At 66.1% G+C, this 14,592-nt stretch carries 16 protein-coding genes; 5 read left to right on the forward strand and 11 right to left on the reverse strand.

The genetic code is table 11. The features are described from left to right. Positions 1-8: 8 nt before the first annotated feature. From HMP09_RS08360 to dnaK, 4 genes are all read right to left on the reverse strand, one after another. The gene (locus tag HMP09_RS08360) at positions 9-467 is read right to left on the reverse strand and encodes a TM2 domain-containing protein (RefSeq protein ID WP_176499976.1); all 459 of its coding nucleotides are present in this window, start codon (positions 465-467) and stop codon (positions 9-11) included. A 75-nt stretch (positions 468-542) separates the two neighbouring features. Beyond that, positions 543-1,013 carry a hypothetical protein gene (locus HMP09_RS08365; RefSeq protein ID WP_176499977.1) on the reverse strand — a complete coding sequence of 157 codons (471 nt, stop codon included), beginning with the start codon at positions 1,011-1,013 and terminating at the stop codon, positions 543-545. Positions 1,014-1,047: 34 nt separating this feature from the next. Further along, positions 1,048-2,181 carry a molecular chaperone DnaJ gene (gene dnaJ, locus HMP09_RS08370; protein WP_176499978.1) on the reverse strand — a complete coding sequence of 378 codons (1,134 nt, stop codon included), beginning with the start codon at positions 2,179-2,181 and terminating at the stop codon, positions 1,048-1,050. A 115-nt stretch (positions 2,182-2,296) separates the two neighbouring features. Next, positions 2,297-4,204 carry a molecular chaperone DnaK gene (gene dnaK, locus HMP09_RS08375; RefSeq protein WP_176499979.1) on the reverse strand — a complete coding sequence of 636 codons (1,908 nt, stop codon included), beginning with the start codon at positions 4,202-4,204 and terminating at the stop codon, positions 2,297-2,299. 167 nt (positions 4,205-4,371) lie between these two features. On the opposite strand from dnaK, the gene HMP09_RS08380 reads away from it, so the two are divergent. Together HMP09_RS08380 and HMP09_RS08385 are read left to right on the forward strand one after the other, a co-directional pair. Next, on the forward strand, positions 4,372-4,809 hold the full coding sequence (locus HMP09_RS08380; protein WP_176499980.1) for a copper chaperone PCu(A)C: 438 nt from the start codon (positions 4,372-4,374) through the stop codon (positions 4,807-4,809). Next, positions 4,806-5,279, forward strand: a complete 474-nt coding sequence (locus tag HMP09_RS08385; protein WP_176499981.1) for a vgr related protein — start codon at positions 4,806-4,808, stop codon at positions 5,277-5,279. Before HMP09_RS08380 ends, HMP09_RS08385 begins: the two co-directional genes overlap by 4 nt. Before the next feature lie 148 nt (positions 5,280-5,427). Here the strand turns inward: HMP09_RS08385 and HMP09_RS08390 are convergent, their stop codons facing one another. From HMP09_RS08390 to hrcA, 4 genes are all read right to left on the reverse strand, one after another. Further along, positions 5,428-5,667 carry a hypothetical protein gene (locus HMP09_RS08390; RefSeq protein WP_176499982.1) on the reverse strand — a complete coding sequence of 80 codons (240 nt, stop codon included), beginning with the start codon at positions 5,665-5,667 and terminating at the stop codon, positions 5,428-5,430. 107 nt (positions 5,668-5,774) lie between these two features. Further along, the gene (locus HMP09_RS08395) at positions 5,775-6,998 is read right to left on the reverse strand and encodes a threonine synthase (RefSeq protein WP_176499983.1); all 1,224 of its coding nucleotides are present in this window, start codon (positions 6,996-6,998) and stop codon (positions 5,775-5,777) included. A gap of 137 nt (positions 6,999-7,135) precedes the next feature. Continuing rightward, on the reverse strand, positions 7,136-7,675 hold the full coding sequence (gene grpE / locus HMP09_RS08400; protein WP_176499984.1) for a nucleotide exchange factor GrpE: 540 nt from the start codon (positions 7,673-7,675) through the stop codon (positions 7,136-7,138). A 25-nt stretch (positions 7,676-7,700) separates the two neighbouring features. Further along, positions 7,701-8,744 carry a heat-inducible transcriptional repressor HrcA gene (hrcA, locus tag HMP09_RS08405; protein ID WP_176499985.1) on the reverse strand — a complete coding sequence of 348 codons (1,044 nt, stop codon included), beginning with the start codon at positions 8,742-8,744 and terminating at the stop codon, positions 7,701-7,703. A 395-nt stretch (positions 8,745-9,139) separates the two neighbouring features. Between hrcA and rph the strand changes: the two genes are divergently transcribed. Next, complete coding sequence (gene rph, locus HMP09_RS08410; RefSeq protein ID WP_056416653.1) at positions 9,140-9,856, forward strand: ribonuclease PH; 717 nt, start codon at positions 9,140-9,142, stop codon at positions 9,854-9,856. Further along, complete coding sequence (gene rdgB / locus HMP09_RS08415) at positions 9,853-10,488, forward strand: RdgB/HAM1 family non-canonical purine NTP pyrophosphatase (RefSeq protein ID WP_176499986.1); 636 nt, start codon at positions 9,853-9,855, stop codon at positions 10,486-10,488. The genes rph and rdgB overlap by 4 nt, the downstream gene beginning before the upstream one ends. Positions 10,489-10,620: 132 nt before the next feature. Here rdgB and HMP09_RS08420 read toward each other — a convergent pair whose 3' ends face one another. After that, the gene (locus tag HMP09_RS08420) at positions 10,621-11,331 is read right to left on the reverse strand and encodes an EAL domain-containing protein (RefSeq protein ID WP_176499987.1); all 711 of its coding nucleotides are present in this window, start codon (positions 11,329-11,331) and stop codon (positions 10,621-10,623) included. Between the two features lie 154 nt (positions 11,332-11,485). Then, entirely contained in the window at positions 11,486-12,043 is a 558-nt protein-coding gene (locus HMP09_RS08425; RefSeq protein WP_176499988.1) for a CAP domain-containing protein, read from the reverse strand. Between the two features lie 43 nt (positions 12,044-12,086). Here HMP09_RS08425 and hemW point away from each other — a divergent pair, with 43 nt between their 5' ends. Next, the gene (hemW, locus tag HMP09_RS08430) at positions 12,087-13,259 is read left to right on the forward strand and encodes a radical SAM family heme chaperone HemW (RefSeq protein ID WP_176499989.1); all 1,173 of its coding nucleotides are present in this window, start codon (positions 12,087-12,089) and stop codon (positions 13,257-13,259) included. Positions 13,260-13,383: 124 nt separating this feature from the next. On the opposite strand, the gene HMP09_RS08435 is transcribed toward hemW, so the two are convergent. Beyond that, positions 13,384-14,586, reverse strand: a complete 1,203-nt coding sequence (locus HMP09_RS08435) for a penicillin-binding protein activator (protein WP_176499990.1) — start codon at positions 14,584-14,586, stop codon at positions 13,384-13,386. Between the last annotated feature and the right edge of the window lie 6 nt (positions 14,587-14,592).

Genomic DNA, 14,592 nt, shown 5'->3' on the forward strand with positions numbered 1-14,592 from the left:
GCGCGCGGCTATCGCTTGCGCGGATAGCGTGCGGCGAATTCCTCGTCGGACATCACCAAATATCGGATCGTGTCGATCAGCGCCCAGGGCGCGCTGATGATAAGGCCGATCACGGTAATGCTCAGCACCAGCATGACGATCCCCGAACCCGTCCGGCCGAGATAGAAACGGTGGATACCGAGCGTGCCGATCACGAACGCCATCACCGCCGCGACGTATTTGTTGCGATCGTTGGTCGGCGCGGCGACGGCCGCGGGTGGCCCCGCGCGACGCGGGCCCGGCGCGGTCGGCACCGGGAAAACACTGAGCGCACGATCGTTGGCGGATTCGAAATCGACTTCGATCCCGATCGCCGGTTCGCCGCGATGCGCCCAGTCCTCCGGCGCGAACCGGTAGCGTTGTCCGTCCTGGCCCGCGACGATCCCTTCGCCCGTGCGGGAATCGACCCCTAAAACCTGTCCGCGCATATGAATCCCCGATGTTCGCCAGCCAGTCTGGCGAATGCCACGGATCAAGCAAGTCCGAACTCAAACGAGCAGAGTTCAGGCGGCGGATGCGATACCCCGCCAATGTCTGTCGTCGTCATTGTCAGCAACCATCGACCGCGTTTTGCGCGATCGGGTTGCGCGCGGGTGGCCCTTTGCAGCCGGGCGTCGGGCGAAGACACCCAGATAGCGCGCGACGGCACCGCGAACGCGTAAACTGGAGGCTGCGGCAGCCAACGCCAGGACGATGTCGAGATAAGCCGACACCTCGAAGGTGGTGATCCAGACCGCGATGTCGGGAGCCGCAAGGGTCAAGACACGGATGCCGTCGCCTTCGCCAACGAGGGTGACCATCGCGGCGGCTATCATCAGCAGGACGATCACCGCGGCGTCCCCTCGGGTGAAGCGCGACAACCGCGTCGCCGGCTCGGCGACCAGCATGTAACGCATCGCCCTGCCGATCGGCGTTTGGGGGGCGGCGAGCATGATCAGCCAACAGGCTATTGCGGTGAACAGACATGCCAGCATTGCGCCCCCCTTTGGTTCAGTATTGTAGTCCCGCTTATTCGGCCGCGAACACACCCTTGAGCTTGGCGAAGAAGCCCTGGCTCGCCGGGCATTCGTCGCCCGTTTCCGTCTCGCGGAACATCTCGAGCAATTCCTTCTGGCGGTTGCTCAGACGCGTCGGGGTCTCCACGTCGATCTGGACAACGAGATCGCCGTGGCCGCGACCTTGCAGGACGGGCATCCCCGCACCGCGCTGGCGCAACTGCTTGCCCGACTGAATGCCGGCGGGGATCTTCACCTCGTGCGTGCGGCCGTCGAGGCCGGGAATCGACAACGACCCACCAAGCGACGCGACGGTGAAGCTGATCGGCGCACGCGCGAACAGGGTCGTGCCCTCGCGCTCGAACAGAGCGTGCTTGGTCACGTGAAGGAAGATGTAGAGGTCACCCGCCGGAGCGCCGCGCGCGCCCGCTTCTCCCTCGCCGGACATGCGGATACGCGTGCCTTCCTCGACGCCCGGGGGGACGTTGATCGAAAGCGTCTTGGTCTTGTCGACACGGCCCTCGCCGCGGCAATCGGGGCACGGGTCGGCGATGACTTCGCCTGCGCCGTTGCAGACCGGGCAGGCCCGCTCGACGACGAAGAAGCCCTGCTGCGCGCGCACCTTGCCGTGGCCGCCGCAATGCTGGCAGGTCTTGGCGCGGGTGCCGGGCTTCGCGCCCGAGCCGTCGCACGTGTCGCAGAGCGCGGAGACGTCGATCGTGATCTCGGTCGTCTTGCCGTGGAACGCTTCCTCCAGGCTGACTTCCATGTCGTAGCGAAGGTCTGCGCCGCGCCGTGCGGCGGAGCGCCCGCCGCCACGCTGTGCGCCGCCCATGAATTCGCCGAAGACGCTTTCGAAGATATCGCTGAAGCCGCCAAAATCCTGCGTACCGCCGCTATGACCGCCGCCGCCGCCGTTCTGGAACGCGGCATGGCCGAAGCGATCATAGGCCGCGCGCTTCTGCGGGTCCTTGAGGCAGTCATAGGCCTCGCTGACCGCCTTGAACTGCGCCTCGGAATCCTTGCAGCCCGAGTTCTTGTCCGGGTGATATTTCATCGCGAGCTTGCGGTAGGACGACTTGATCGTCCCCGCATCCGCGGTCCGCTCGATCTCGAGCAGTTCGTAATAATCTGTCTGGGTACTCATGATCTTAGCCCTCTCCCCTCCGGGGAGAGGGTTGGGAGAGGGGCCGCCACACACGGACCCTCTCGGTACTGCCCTCACCCCGACCCTCTCCCCGAGGGGGAGAGGGGGAAGTCGTTTACGCCTTCGGGTTGTCGTCGACTTCCGAGAATTCGGCGTCGACGACGTCGTCGTCCTTCTTCGCCGCATCGCCATCGGCCGACGGCGAGGCGTCCGCCTGAGCCTGCTTCTCGTAGATCGCCTGGCCGAGCTTCATCGCGACCTGGGCAAGCGCGGTGCTCTTCTCGGTCATCGTGTCGGGATCGCCACCCTCGACCGCAGCCTTGGTCGCGTCGATCGCGGCCTGGATCTCGGTCTTGAGCGACTCGTCGACCTTGTCGCCGTTATCGGCGAGCTGACGCTCGGTGGTGTGGATCAGCGACTCGGCGTTGTTCTTCGCCTCGGCGCCGGCACGACGCTTCTTGTCCTCTTCGGCGAAGGTCTCGGCGTCGCGGACCATCTGGTCGATGTCGTTGTCCGAGAGACCACCCGACGCCTGGATGCGGATCTGCTGCTCCTTGCCGGTGCCCTTGTCCTTGGCCGAGACGCTGACCAGACCGTTGGCATCGATGTCGAACGTGACCTCGATCTGCGGCACGCCGCGCGGGGCCGGCGGGATGCCGACGAGATCGAAATTGCCGAGCATCTTGTTGTCGGCCGCCATCTCGCGCTCGCCCTGGAACACGCGGATCGTCACCGCGCCCTGGTTGTCGTCGGCGGTCGAATAGGTCTGCGACTTCTTGGTGGGGATCGTCGTGTTGCGATCGATCATCCGGGTGAACACGCCACCCAGCGTCTCGATGCCGAGCGACAGCGGCGTCACGTCGAGCAGCAGCACGTCCTTGACGTCGCCCTGCAGCACGCCGGCCTGGATCGCGGCGCCCATCGCGACGACCTCGTCCGGGTTGACGCCGGTGTGCGGCTCCTTGCCGAAGAACTGCTTCACGACCTCACGGACGCGCGGCATGCGAGTCATGCCGCCGACGAGCACGACTTCCGAGATGTCCTCGGGCTTCAGGCCGCCGTCTGCGAGCGCCTTGCGGCACGGCTCGAGCGTACGCTTGACGAGGTCCTCGACCATCCGCTCCAGGTCGGCGCGCGTGATCGACTTCACCAGATGCTTCGGGCCGTTCTGGTCCGCGGTGATGAAGGGCAGATTGACCTCGGTCGACTGTGCCGACGACAGCTCGATCTTCGCCTTCTCGGCCGCTTCCTTCAGACGCTGGAGCGCCAGCTTGTCCTTGGCGAGGTCGATGCCCTCCGCCTTCTTGAACTCGTCGGCGAGGAACTGAACGATCTTGTTGTCGAAATCCTCACCGCCGAGGAAGGTGTCGCCGTTCGTGGCCTTCACCTCGAACACGCCGTCGCCGATCTCGAGCACCGAGATGTCGAACGTGCCGCCGCCGAGATCGTAGACCGCGATGGTCTTGCCGTCCTGCTTGTCGAGGCCGTAGGCCAGCGCTGCCGCGGTCGGCTCGTTGATGATGCGCAGCACTTCGAGGCCGGCGATCTGGCCGGCGTCCTTGGTCGCCTGGCGCTGTGCGTCGTTGAAGTAGGCCGGCACGGTGATGACCGCCTGCGTGACCGTCTCGCCGAGATAGGATTCGGCGGTTTCCTTCATCTTCTGCAGCGTGAACGCCGAGATCTGCGACGGCGAGTAATCCTTGCCGCCGGCCGAGACCCACGCGTCGCCGTTGGGCCCGCGCGAGATCTTGTACGGGACCAGCTCGGTGTCCTTCTTGGTGATCGGATCGTCGAAACGACGGCCGATCAGACGCTTCACCGCGAAGATGGTGTTGTCGCCATTGGTAACAGCCTGACGCTTGGCGGGCTGGCCGACCAGCCGCTCGCCATCCTTGGCGAACGCGACGATCGACGGCGTGGTACGTGCGCCTTCGGAATTCTCGATGACCTTGGGCTTGCCGCCTTCCATCACGGAAACGCAGCTGTTGGTCGTGCCGAGATCGATACCGATTACTTTAGCCATGAGTTCTGATTAGCCCCTCACTTGAAACGAAATACGAAATCGGTTCCGCCCCGTTACGGGAGTGGAACCTTTCTGATGATGGGCGCGATATAGGTGGCCTCGCGCTTGCCGCAAGATTGTACCGGTCATAGGATGCACAAGAGGCAGGGCCCGGAGAAAAGTAACCTATGCGTATCGTTTTCGGACTGGGTGTGGCCGCGATGGCGCTAGCGTCGTGCGCGCCACCGAAACAGCTGGCGGTCGATGGCGCCTGGGTGCGGCTTGGTGCGGTCACGGGGCGACCGGCGGCGGCGTATTTTACGGTGCATGGCGGGCCGACGCCTGCGACGCTGATCTCGGCCACCACCGACGTCGCGATCAAGTCCGAGATGCACGAGACGATGGACAAGGGCGGCATGTCGACGATGGCGCCGCTCGCGAAGGTCGAGATTCCGGCGAACACCGATGTCGCGTTCGCACCCGGCGGGCGGCACGTGATGCTGTTCGACATGAATTCGGGGATCAAGCCGGGTGACCGCATCATGCTGACGTTCGCGTTTGCTGACGGAACGCGGATCCTGGGCAACGCGAACGTGGTTGCGGCGGGGACCCCGGCGGGCACGTGAACCGCGGGCTTACCGACGGCGAGACGGCGCTCGCCGCGTCCGTGTTCGGCGGCGCGATCGACTACGCGCAGGTGAGCCTGTCCCGCAGCAAATGGGCGTTCTTCCAACCGCGCGATACGGTGATGGCGCCGCGCGGATGCATCCACTTCCACCCCAAGGGCGATTTGTGGTGCGACGATTTCGCGCACGCGAACCTGACGTTGCAGGGGCTGTTCGTCCACGAGATGACGCATATCTGGCAACATCAGCGCGGCGTGTTCCTGCCGCTCGCACGGCATCCATGGTGCCGGTACGACTATGCGTTCCGGCCGGGGGTCGCGCTGCACCGCTACGGCATCGAGCAGCAGGGCGAGATCGTGCGCCATGCCTTCCTGCTGCGCGCCGGGGCGAAGGTGGCGGGTGCGCCGCCACTTGCGCAGTATGAGACGGTGCTGCCGTTTGCGCCAACCACACCATTCCCGTCATCCTGACGAAAGTCAGGATCCAGAGTAACCAAGCGCGCCGGCCGTGGCTCTGGATCCTGACTTTCGTCAGGATGACGGGAGCGTCGGGCGTAATCCCTCGCCTGTCATCCCTGCGAACACTGCGATGACAGGCTATGGGATTACGCCAGTAGCGTCAGAGCCAGCTACGGCCATCCGACCCGCCGCACCCGTAAGGCGGCAATTGCCCCGGGAACCGCGCCTGCATCTTGTGGCAGCCCCAGGCGCGCATCGGACCCGGCGCGTAGCCGTTCAGCGCGATGCCGACCTCGTCATACGGGCTCGAGCCGCGCGCGACGTACATGTACCAACGACCGCCGAACATCACGGCTGCCGCGATGAGAACGACACAAACGACCTGGACGATTTTCTGCATTGAAGACCCTTTTTGTAAAGAAGGGCGCCCCGTTGCAGACAACATGGATCAATTTCAACCACCGATCTGGTAGATCGCGCTTCACCAGATCGGCGCGAATCCGACGTTTACAGCGCGTCGAAATCGATAGGTCGTGTTCTATCAAGCGCTTGCGGCGCTTCGGGCATCGGATATTTCAGGCCGGTCGCGCAGTTGAAAAGTACGACCTTGTCGTCCTCGTCGACCAACCCGGTGTTCAGCGCCTGATGATACGCCGCGAGCGTTGCGCCGCCCTCCGGGCACAGCAGCAACCCGTCCTGCTTGGCCGCCGCATCGACCGCCTTCAGGATCGCAGGATCGCCGACCGCCATCGCCTGCCCGCCGCTCTCGCGCACAGCGCGGAGGATCAGGAAGTCGCCAACCGCCTTGGGTACGCGAATGCCCGCCGCGACGGTGCTTGCATCCTCCCAGCGCTCGGCATGCTCCTCGCCCGCCTCGAACGCGCGCACGATCGGTGCGCAGCCGCTGGCCTGCACCGCGAACATCTTGGGCCGCTCGGACCCGATCCAGCCGAGCTTTTCGAGCTCGTCGAACGCCTTCCACATCCCGATCAGCCCGGTGCCACCGCCGGTCGGGTAGAAGATCGCATCGGGCAGTTTCCAGCCGAACTGCGCAGCGAGTTCGAGGCCCATCGTCTTCTTGCCCTCGATTCGATAGGGCTCCTTCAGCGTCGAGAAGTCGAACCAGCGACCTTCCGCGGCGCCCTTGCCGACGATCGCGCCGCAATCGTCGATCAGGCCGTTGACGCGCCACACGCGCGCGCCCTGCATCGCGATCTCGCGAACGTTGATCTCGGGGGTATCGTCGGGGCAGAAGACGATCGTCTCGATCCCGCAGCGCGTGGCGTAGGCGGCCAGCGCCGCGCCGGCATTCCCGTTGGTCGGCATCGCGATCTTGGTGACGCCGAGTTCCTTCGCCATCGCCACCGCCATGACGAGCCCGCGCGCCTTGAACGACCCGGTCGGGAGGCGACCTTCGTCCTTGACCAGCACGTTGGGGCCACCGGACTTCGTCAGCGGCACCAGCGGCGTCTCGATCTCGCCAAGGCTGACGATGTTGGCAGTGTGGCGGACGGGCAGTAGTTCGCGCCACCGCCACAGATCGGTCGGCCGCGCTTCGATCGTATCGCGCGAAATCGCCGAACGTACCGCGTCGAGATCGTAGCGGACGAGCAGCGGCCTGCCGGCACGCGACAAGCCATGCAACTGGTCCGCCTCATACCGCTCGCCGGTGATCGAGCATTCGAGATGCGTGACGAAGGTCTCGCGGTCGGTGGTGAGGTTCTGGTTCAAGTCGTCATCCTACCGATGCCGCATTCCCGTCACTCTCCAGTTCCCCCGCGAAGGCGGGGGCCCAGGGTTCCGAGCGTTGGCGTGCGTGATCCTGGGCTCCTGCTCTCGCAGGAGAACACCGAATTTGGCGAAGAGAGTTACCCCGCCTTGGCGACGCCGACCATCGCGGGGCGCAGCAGGCGGTCCTTGATCATATAGCCTGCCTGCATCTCCTGCACGATCGTGCCCGCCGGCTGGTCGCTCGGCATTTCGAGCATCGCCTGGTGCTTGTTCGGGTCGAGCATCTGGCCCTCGGCAGCAATCTTCGTGATGCCGTGACGCTGGAACACGCTCTCCAGCTCGCGACCGGTCGCCTCGAGCCCGGTGACGAGCCCCTTCATCTTGTCGTCCGCGCGCAGGTCCGCCGGGATAGCCGACAGGCCGCGCGCGAGGTTGTCGGCAACCGACAGCACGTCGCGTGCAAACGCGGTGGCGGCATAGGCGCGCGCGTCCTGCGCTTCCTTCTCCGCGCGGCGACGGACGTTCTGGATCTCAGCCTGCGCGTACAGGACGTTCTGCTTGGCTTCGGCGAGCTGGTTCTCGAGCTCGGCGACGCGGTCGTTCGCGGCCACTTCCGGCGCGTCTTCAGCGGTCTCTTCGCGCAGGTCGGCAGGGGCGTTCTGGTCAGTCTCGGACATGGTTTTCCCTATAAGTTGGGCCCGCTCAACCCATCAACCGGGCGAGCGTTGCAGCCGTGAAATCCACCATGGGCACGACGCGCGCATAGTTCAACCGCGTGGGCCCGATCACGCCCACCACGCCGACCACCCGACCGTCGAGCCCACGGAACGGTCGTGCGATCACCGAAGATCCTGAAAGCGCGAACAATTTGGTCTCAGCACCGATGAAGATCCGCGTCGAATCGCCCGCCCGCGCGCTGTCCAAAAGCGATGCGACTTCCTGCTTTCCCTCGAGATCATCGAGCAGGTCGCGGACCCGGTCGAGATCGGCGGCGGCGGCGGCATCGATCAACCGCCCCTGCCCGCGCACGATCAGCACCGGGCGGCGATCCGCATCCTCGCTCCACACCGCGATGCCGCGCTCGACCAGCGTCCGCGCGGCGCCGTCGAGCGCCGCCTGACCGTCCGCCAGCTCGCGCTCGATCCGGCCCCGCGCTTCGGCCAGCGTCAGCCCGCCGAGCGTCGCCGACATGTAATTGCCCGCCTCGATCAGCGCGGACGCCGACATGCCCTTGGGCAGCGCGATCACGCGGTTCTCGACCGAGCCGTCCTCGCTGACCAGCACCGCCAGCGCCTGTTCGGGCGACAGCGCGACGAAGGCGATCTGGCGCAGTCTCAGCTCGCGCTTGGGCACCATCACCAGCCCCGCGCACGCCGACAGCCCCGACAGCGCGAGCGTGGTGGCGGCGAGCGCCTCCTCGACCGGACCACCGACGCCGGCGCGCGCCTCGATCGTCTGGCGCTCCTCGAACGAGGGCTCCATCGCCTGCATCATCCCGTCGACGAACAGCCGAAGCCCCAGATCGGTCGGCATCCGGCCTGCGCTGGTATGCGGACTGGCGAGCAAGCCCAGCCCTTCGAGTTCGCCCATCACGCCGCGAATCGAGGCGGGCGAGAGGCTCAAGCCCGTCAGCTGCGCGATCGTCTTCGACCCGACCGGCGTGCCGCTGGCGAGATAGCTGTCGACGACCGCACGAAAGATGTCGCGCGCGCGGTCGGTCAGTTCGGTGACGGGGGGCGTGGCCATCGCTTTGATCTAGGGCGGATCCGGCGTCGTACAAAGGGGGAATGCGCGCCCTGCCCACTCCGTCATCCTGACGAAAGTCAGGATCCAGGGTAACCGAGTGCCGATCTCCGTGGCTCTGGATCCTGACTTTCGTCAGGATGACGGGCTTTGTGGTCAGGATGACGGCTCTTTCGTCAGGATGACGGTTCTTTCGTCAGGATGACGGCGGTGGTTGGGCTGGCGAGCGACCAAACGAAAGGCTAGGCAACCGCTTTCCCCGTTCGTGCCGAGTAGCGGTCGAGCGCAGCCGAGACCGCGTATCGAGGTACATGTCCTTCGATACGTCCTCTCGACACGCTCGATGACTATTCGGGACGAACGGCAGTTTTTCACGAACGTTCACGAAGGATTACACCATGCGCCCATCCGGCCGCGCCCCAGACCAGATGCGTGAGATCACGATCGAGCCGCGCTTCACCAAGCATGCCGAGGGCTCCGTCCTGATCGGCTTCGGCGACACCAAGGTGCTCGTCACCGCCAGCGTCGAGGAAAAGGTCCCGCCGTTCATGCGCGGCAAGGGCGAGGGCTGGGTGACCGCCGAATACGGCATGCTCCCGCGCGCGACCAACACGCGCAACAACCGCGAAGCCGCCAAGGGCAAGCAGTCGGGCCGCACGCAGGAAATCCAGCGGCTGATCGGGCGCAGCTTGCGCGCGGTCGTCGACCTGAAGCTGCTCGGCGAGCGCCAGATCGTGATCGACTGCGACGTGATCCAGGCCGATGGCGGCACGCGCACCGCGTCGATCTCCGGCGGCTGGGTCGCGCTGCGGCTCGCGATCGACGGGTTGCTGGCAAGCGGCAAGCTGACCGCCGACCCGCTGACGCAGAAGGTCGCCGCGATCAGCTGCGGCATCTACCAAGGCAATCCGGTGCTCGATCTAGACTATATCGAGGATTCGGGCGCGGATGCGGATGCGAACTTCGTGCTGCTCGAAAACGGCAACATCGCCGAGGCGCAGGCCACCGCCGAGGGTGCGACCTATGACGAGGAGGCGCTGCTCCGCCTGCTCCGCCTCGCCCGCATCGGCTGCACCGACATCTTCGCCGCGCAGGCGAAAGCCGTCGCGAAATGAGCGGCGAAGGCAAGGAGCCGCAGGCGATCCGCAAGCTGCAACCCGGCAAGCTGGTCATCGCCAGCCACAACAAGGGCAAGGTCCGCGAGATCGCGGCTTTGCTCGAAGGGCGCGGGCTCGAGGTCGTCTCGGCGGCCGAACTCGACCTGCCCGAGCCGATCGAGACGGGGACCACCTTCTTCGCCAATGCCGAACTGAAGGCGCGCTCGGCCGCCGACCTGTCGGGCTATCCTGCGCTCGCGGACGATAGCGGGCTGTGCGTCGATGCGCTGAACGGCGATCCTGGCGTCTACACCGCGGACTGGGCGGAGACGCCGAACGGTCGCGACTGGATGATGGCGATGCAGAAGGTCGAGGACGCGGTGGTCGCCAAGGGCCCGGACGTCACGCGCGGTGCGCATTTCGTGAGCGTGCTCGCGCTGGCGTGGCCCGATGGTCATGTCGAATGGTTCGAAGGACGCGCGGAGGGGACGCTCGTCTGGCCACCGCGCGGGAACGTTGGGTTCGGCTATGATCCGGTGTTCGTGCCGCTCGGCTACGACCAGACCTATGCCGAGCTGCCGCACGAAACCAAGAACGCGATCAGCCACCGCAACGAGGCATTCAAACTGCTCGAAGCCGCAGTGTTCTAATTTGCCGTAGGGGCGGACCTTTCGATCCTCCCCATCCCGTCATCCTGACGAAAGTGAGGATCCAGAGCCATCAAGGGCGACGCCCGTTACTCTGGATCCTCACGTGCATCAGGATGACGGAAGGCGATGTGGTTAAACAGCGATCGACTGCTTCTGGGGCCACGTGACCGCCGGCAGCGCCTCGAACGCCGGTTTGGCCAACAGATACCCCTGGATGTAGCGGACGCCGAGCGCACGCAGCGCGTCGAACTCGCCGACCGTCTCGACGCCCTCCGCGATCACCAAGATTCCCAGCGCGGTACACATCCGCAGCATCCCCTCGACGATGATCCGCCGCGGCGAGCTCGTGTCGATGTCGCGGATCAGTTCCATGTCGAGCTTGATGATATCCGGCTGGAACCGCGCGAGCAGGTTCAATCCAGCGTGCCCCGCGCCAAAATCGTCGAGCGCGGTGCCGAACCCCATCTTCTGGTACGTCGCGATGATGTTCGCGACGTGTGCGGGATCGAGCATCTCTTCATTCTCGGTGAACTCGAAGATCAGCCGGTCGGTCGGCATCCCGACCGCGGCCGCGGTCTTGAGCGTCAGCTGGATGCAGGCCGCCGGCGAATAGACTGCGTTCGGCAGGAAATTGATCGACAGACGCGCGGCGGTGTCCAGGAGCCCGGCCTTCACCGCCGCCTCGATCGCACGCACCCGGCATTGCTGATCGAACGCGTACAGGTTTTCGCCATCGACCCGACCCAGGACGCTGGCCGCCGACTGCCCCTCGGGACCACGCACCAGCGCCTCGTAGGCAAAGACCGTCTCGGTCTCGACATCGACGATCGGCTGAAACGCCATCGAGAAGGCAAACGACAGGCCGGCACCGTTACGGCATCCGACGCAACCACCGGACCGGGAGTCATCTGGTTTGGGTATCGGTATCATTAAAGCAGGTTAGCCGATGATCGCTTAAGAAAGTACCACCGAGGTCTCACTACCGGCCTAACCCAGATCAATAGGCACGCTCGCCGAAGACGTTGCCGGGGGGCGAGTAGCGGCACAACAGATAGTCGTCGGTCTTGTTGCTCGCCATCGCGCACCCGACCTGCGTCGAGCCGCGCCAGACGATCTGCGTGTAGTGCGCGACGTCCTCGAACTTCCCCGTCCGGCTGAACCCGGGGGTCGGCTGATTGATGAAATCACGCTTCTCGGCGACCCAGTGCCCCATCATTTCGGTGTACGCATAGGCATAGCGCGTGCCGGTCCACAAATTCTCGCCCTCGCGCGACATGCCCTGCGGTTGCGGGGCGTGCGCGAATTTCCGCGTGCGCGCCAGCTCCTCGGCATAGGCACGCGCGGTGGTCGCCAGTGTGTCGCTCCAGGTCAGCGGCGCCACGCCGACGGCGGCGCGCGCGGCGTTGTGGCCGTCCATCATCGCCGCCTTGAGCAGGCTCGGCCCGCGCGGCGCAGGCGCCATCGTATCGCGACGCTCGACGACTCGCTCCGGGCCCTGCGCGCAGCCTGCCATCAAAAGCACCGCGGCGATCGCCAAACCCATCCGTGCCGTCATTGCGCTTCCTTCGGCCGCCCCGTGCGACCATATGCGCGAGATAATGCCCGTCTTCGAAACACCAAGCCCCAGCGCCCATCCAGCGGGCGACCTCGCGCTCTACGTCCATTGGCCGTTCTGCGTGTCGAAATGCCCGTATTGCGACTTCAACAGTCATGTCCGCGAGGAGGTCGACCAGGCGGCGTGGCGAGAGGCGTTGCTGACCGACCTGGCGCATGAGGCGCGAGTTCTACCCGGGCGCAAGCTGCAATCGATCTTCTTCGGGGGTGGTACGCCATCGCTGATGCCGCCCTCGACCGTGGCGGCGGTGCTGGATGCCGCGGAGAAGGCGTGGGGATTCGCCGAAGGTATCGAGATCACGCTGGAGGCGAATCCGTCCTCGGTCGAAGCGGCACGGTTCGCCGATCTGGCGCGCGCCGGCGTGAACCGGGTGTCGCTGGGGCTGCAATCGCTGGACGATCAAGCGCTGAAGTTCCTGGGGCGCGCGCATGACGTGAACGAGGGGCAAGCCGCGCTCGCCACCGCGCAAAGCGTCTTTCCGCGCGTGAGTTTCGACCTGATCTATGCGCTCCCCGGCCAGCGGCTCGACGATTGGCGGGCGGAACTGGCGCGCGCGCTGAGCCTGGGGACGGAACATCTCTCGCTGTACCAGCTCACGATCGAGGCTGGCACGCGGTTCGCGACCGAGGCTCTGGCAGGGCGGATCGTGATCCCGGATGGCGACTCGGCGGCCGACCTGTTCGAGGCGACGCGCGCCGATACCGCCGCGGCCGGATTGCCCGCGTACGAGACGTCGAACCATGCGCGGCCGGGGTCGGAGAGCCGTCACAACCTCGCCTATTGGCGCTACCAGGATTATGCCGGGATCGGTCCGGGCGCGCACGGCCGTCGCGGCGGGCTGGCGACGGTGCGCCGGAAGAAGCCGGAGAACTGGCTCGCGGCGATCGAGCGCAACGGCCACGGGATGGAAGTGGAGGATCCGCTGACACCCTCGACCCGCGCTACCGAGGCTTTGCTGATGGGGTTGCGGCTCACGGAAGGGGTGGATCTGGACCGGATCACGGCGCTGAACGCAGGGGTCGTGCCGGTCGATCTGGCGGCGGTGGCCCGGCTGGAGTCACTCGGGCTGATCGTGCACGCGCCGGGCCGGTTACGCGTTACCGAGGCGGGCGCACTGCTCCTCGACGCGATCCTGCCGGAGATCGTCACCGCGTAAGCCACGAACCAAGCGCGCCAGCCCGCCAAGGCGGGAACTGGTACGGGCTAACCGTGCGGTGGGTTCGCAACCGACTGAGTATAGGGGGCCCCGCCTCCGCGGGGACGACCAATTCGCGAAGGATCTACTTCCCGAAGCCTGCCGGCGCGGGCGAGACGACCGTCGTCGTGCCGCTACGGAGTTCCTTCACCTCCAGCGCGCGCTCGGCGACATTGTCCTTGCCGAACCGGAACGCCCCGTCGATGCCGGCAAAGCCGTCGCCATCGCGCAGGCGATTGACGGGGAACGGCGTGCCGGGCTTCCAGTCGCGCGCGATGCGGACCGTCAGCAGAACCGAGTCATAGCCGAGGCTAGACAGGCGGTACGGCCCTGCCCCGAACCGCGCGCGGTATTTAGCGGCGTATTGGCGGTACAGCGTGTCCGAGACGCTCGCATACCATGCGCCCGACAGCGCGGGCTTGGCGGCGATCGCGGTGTCGGAGTTCCAGAGTTCAGTACCCAGGATCCGCGTCGAGGCGCCGCTGCCGCGCTTGACCATCGCCGCTGCCGAGGCTGCGGTGGCGCCGCCATCGGCGATCAGGACCGCGTCATAGGGGGCCTTCGCTGCCAGCCGCGTGACCGCTCCCGCGACGCCGCCAGGACTGCGCGCATAGGTCTGGAGCGAGACGACCTGGCCGCCCGCGCCTTCGACTGCGCGGAGGAACGCGGTCGAGGCGCGTTCGCCGTACAAGCCATTGGGGACGAGGCCGGCGAAGTTGCTCACGCCCCGCTCCTTGGCGAAATCGACGACGCGCGCGACCGACTGGGTCGGGACATAGCCCATCAGATAGGTACCGTTGCCCGCGACGCCGAGATCGTTGGAGAAGCTCAGCACCGGGATGTTCGCGGCGCGCGCGATCGGCGCGACCGCGCGGACGTCGTCGGCGAGCAGCGGCCCGAGGATCAGTTGCGCGCCCTCGGCGATCGCGCGCTGCGCGGCGGCGGCAGCACCGGTCGCGGTGTCGTAGTTTGTGATCCGGACGCGCTGGTTCTGCGTATCGAGCAACGCGAGCATCGTCGCGTTGGCGATCGAGGTGCCGACGCCGGCGTTGCTGCCCGACAGCGGCACGAGCAGCGCGACGCGGTTGCGCTCGGCATCGCGCGGGATGCCCGTCTCGACGTCGACGCTGGGGCGATTTACCGGCCGCGTCGTCGGACGCTGCTGCGACGGCTCGACCGGACCGCGCGGGACGATCGTCTGGCACGCTCCGAGCAGCATCGCCGCGGCAAGCGCCGTCCATCGTCCGAATCGGCGTGCCGATTGCCCTATCGTCGTCGCGTCTGCCATGACCGT

The organism is Sphingomonas sp. HMP9 (genome assembly GCF_013374115.1).
Taxonomy (GTDB): Bacteria; Pseudomonadota; Alphaproteobacteria; order Sphingomonadales; family Sphingomonadaceae; genus Sphingomonas.

Bases quoted from the DNA above. Each gene is read 5' to 3' on its own strand.
- HMP09_RS08360 (WP_176499976.1), bottom strand. From the start codon at position 467: ATGCGCGGACAGGTTTTAGGGGTCGATTCCCGCACGGGCGAAGGGATC.
- HMP09_RS08365 (WP_176499977.1), bottom strand. From the start codon at position 1,013: ATGCTGGCATGTCTGTTCACCGCAATAGCCTGTTGGCTGATCATGCTC.
- dnaJ (WP_176499978.1), bottom strand. From the start codon at position 2,181: ATGAGTACCCAGACAGATTATTACGAACTGCTCGAGATCGAGCGGACC.
- dnaK (WP_176499979.1), bottom strand. From the start codon at position 4,204: ATGGCTAAAGTAATCGGTATCGATCTCGGCACGACCAACAGCTGCGTT.
- HMP09_RS08380 (WP_176499980.1), top strand. From the start codon at position 4,372: ATGCGTATCGTTTTCGGACTGGGTGTGGCCGCGATGGCGCTAGCGTCG.
- HMP09_RS08390 (WP_176499982.1), bottom strand. From the start codon at position 5,667: ATGCAGAAAATCGTCCAGGTCGTTTGTGTCGTTCTCATCGCGGCAGCC.
- grpE (WP_176499984.1), bottom strand. From the start codon at position 7,675: ATGTCCGAGACTGACCAGAACGCCCCTGCCGACCTGCGCGAAGAGACC.
- hrcA (WP_176499985.1), bottom strand. From the start codon at position 8,744: ATGGCCACGCCCCCCGTCACCGAACTGACCGACCGCGCGCGCGACATC.
- rph (WP_056416653.1), top strand. From the start codon at position 9,140: ATGCGCCCATCCGGCCGCGCCCCAGACCAGATGCGTGAGATCACGATC.
- rdgB (WP_176499986.1), top strand. From the start codon at position 9,853: ATGAGCGGCGAAGGCAAGGAGCCGCAGGCGATCCGCAAGCTGCAACCC.
- HMP09_RS08420 (WP_176499987.1), bottom strand. From the start codon at position 11,331: ATGGCGTTTCAGCCGATCGTCGATGTCGAGACCGAGACGGTCTTTGCC.
- HMP09_RS08425 (WP_176499988.1), bottom strand. From the start codon at position 12,043: ATGACGGCACGGATGGGTTTGGCGATCGCCGCGGTGCTTTTGATGGCA.
- hemW (WP_176499989.1), top strand. From the start codon at position 12,087: ATGCCCGTCTTCGAAACACCAAGCCCCAGCGCCCATCCAGCGGGCGAC.
- HMP09_RS08435 (WP_176499990.1), bottom strand. From the start codon at position 14,586: ATGGCAGACGCGACGACGATAGGGCAATCGGCACGCCGATTCGGACGA.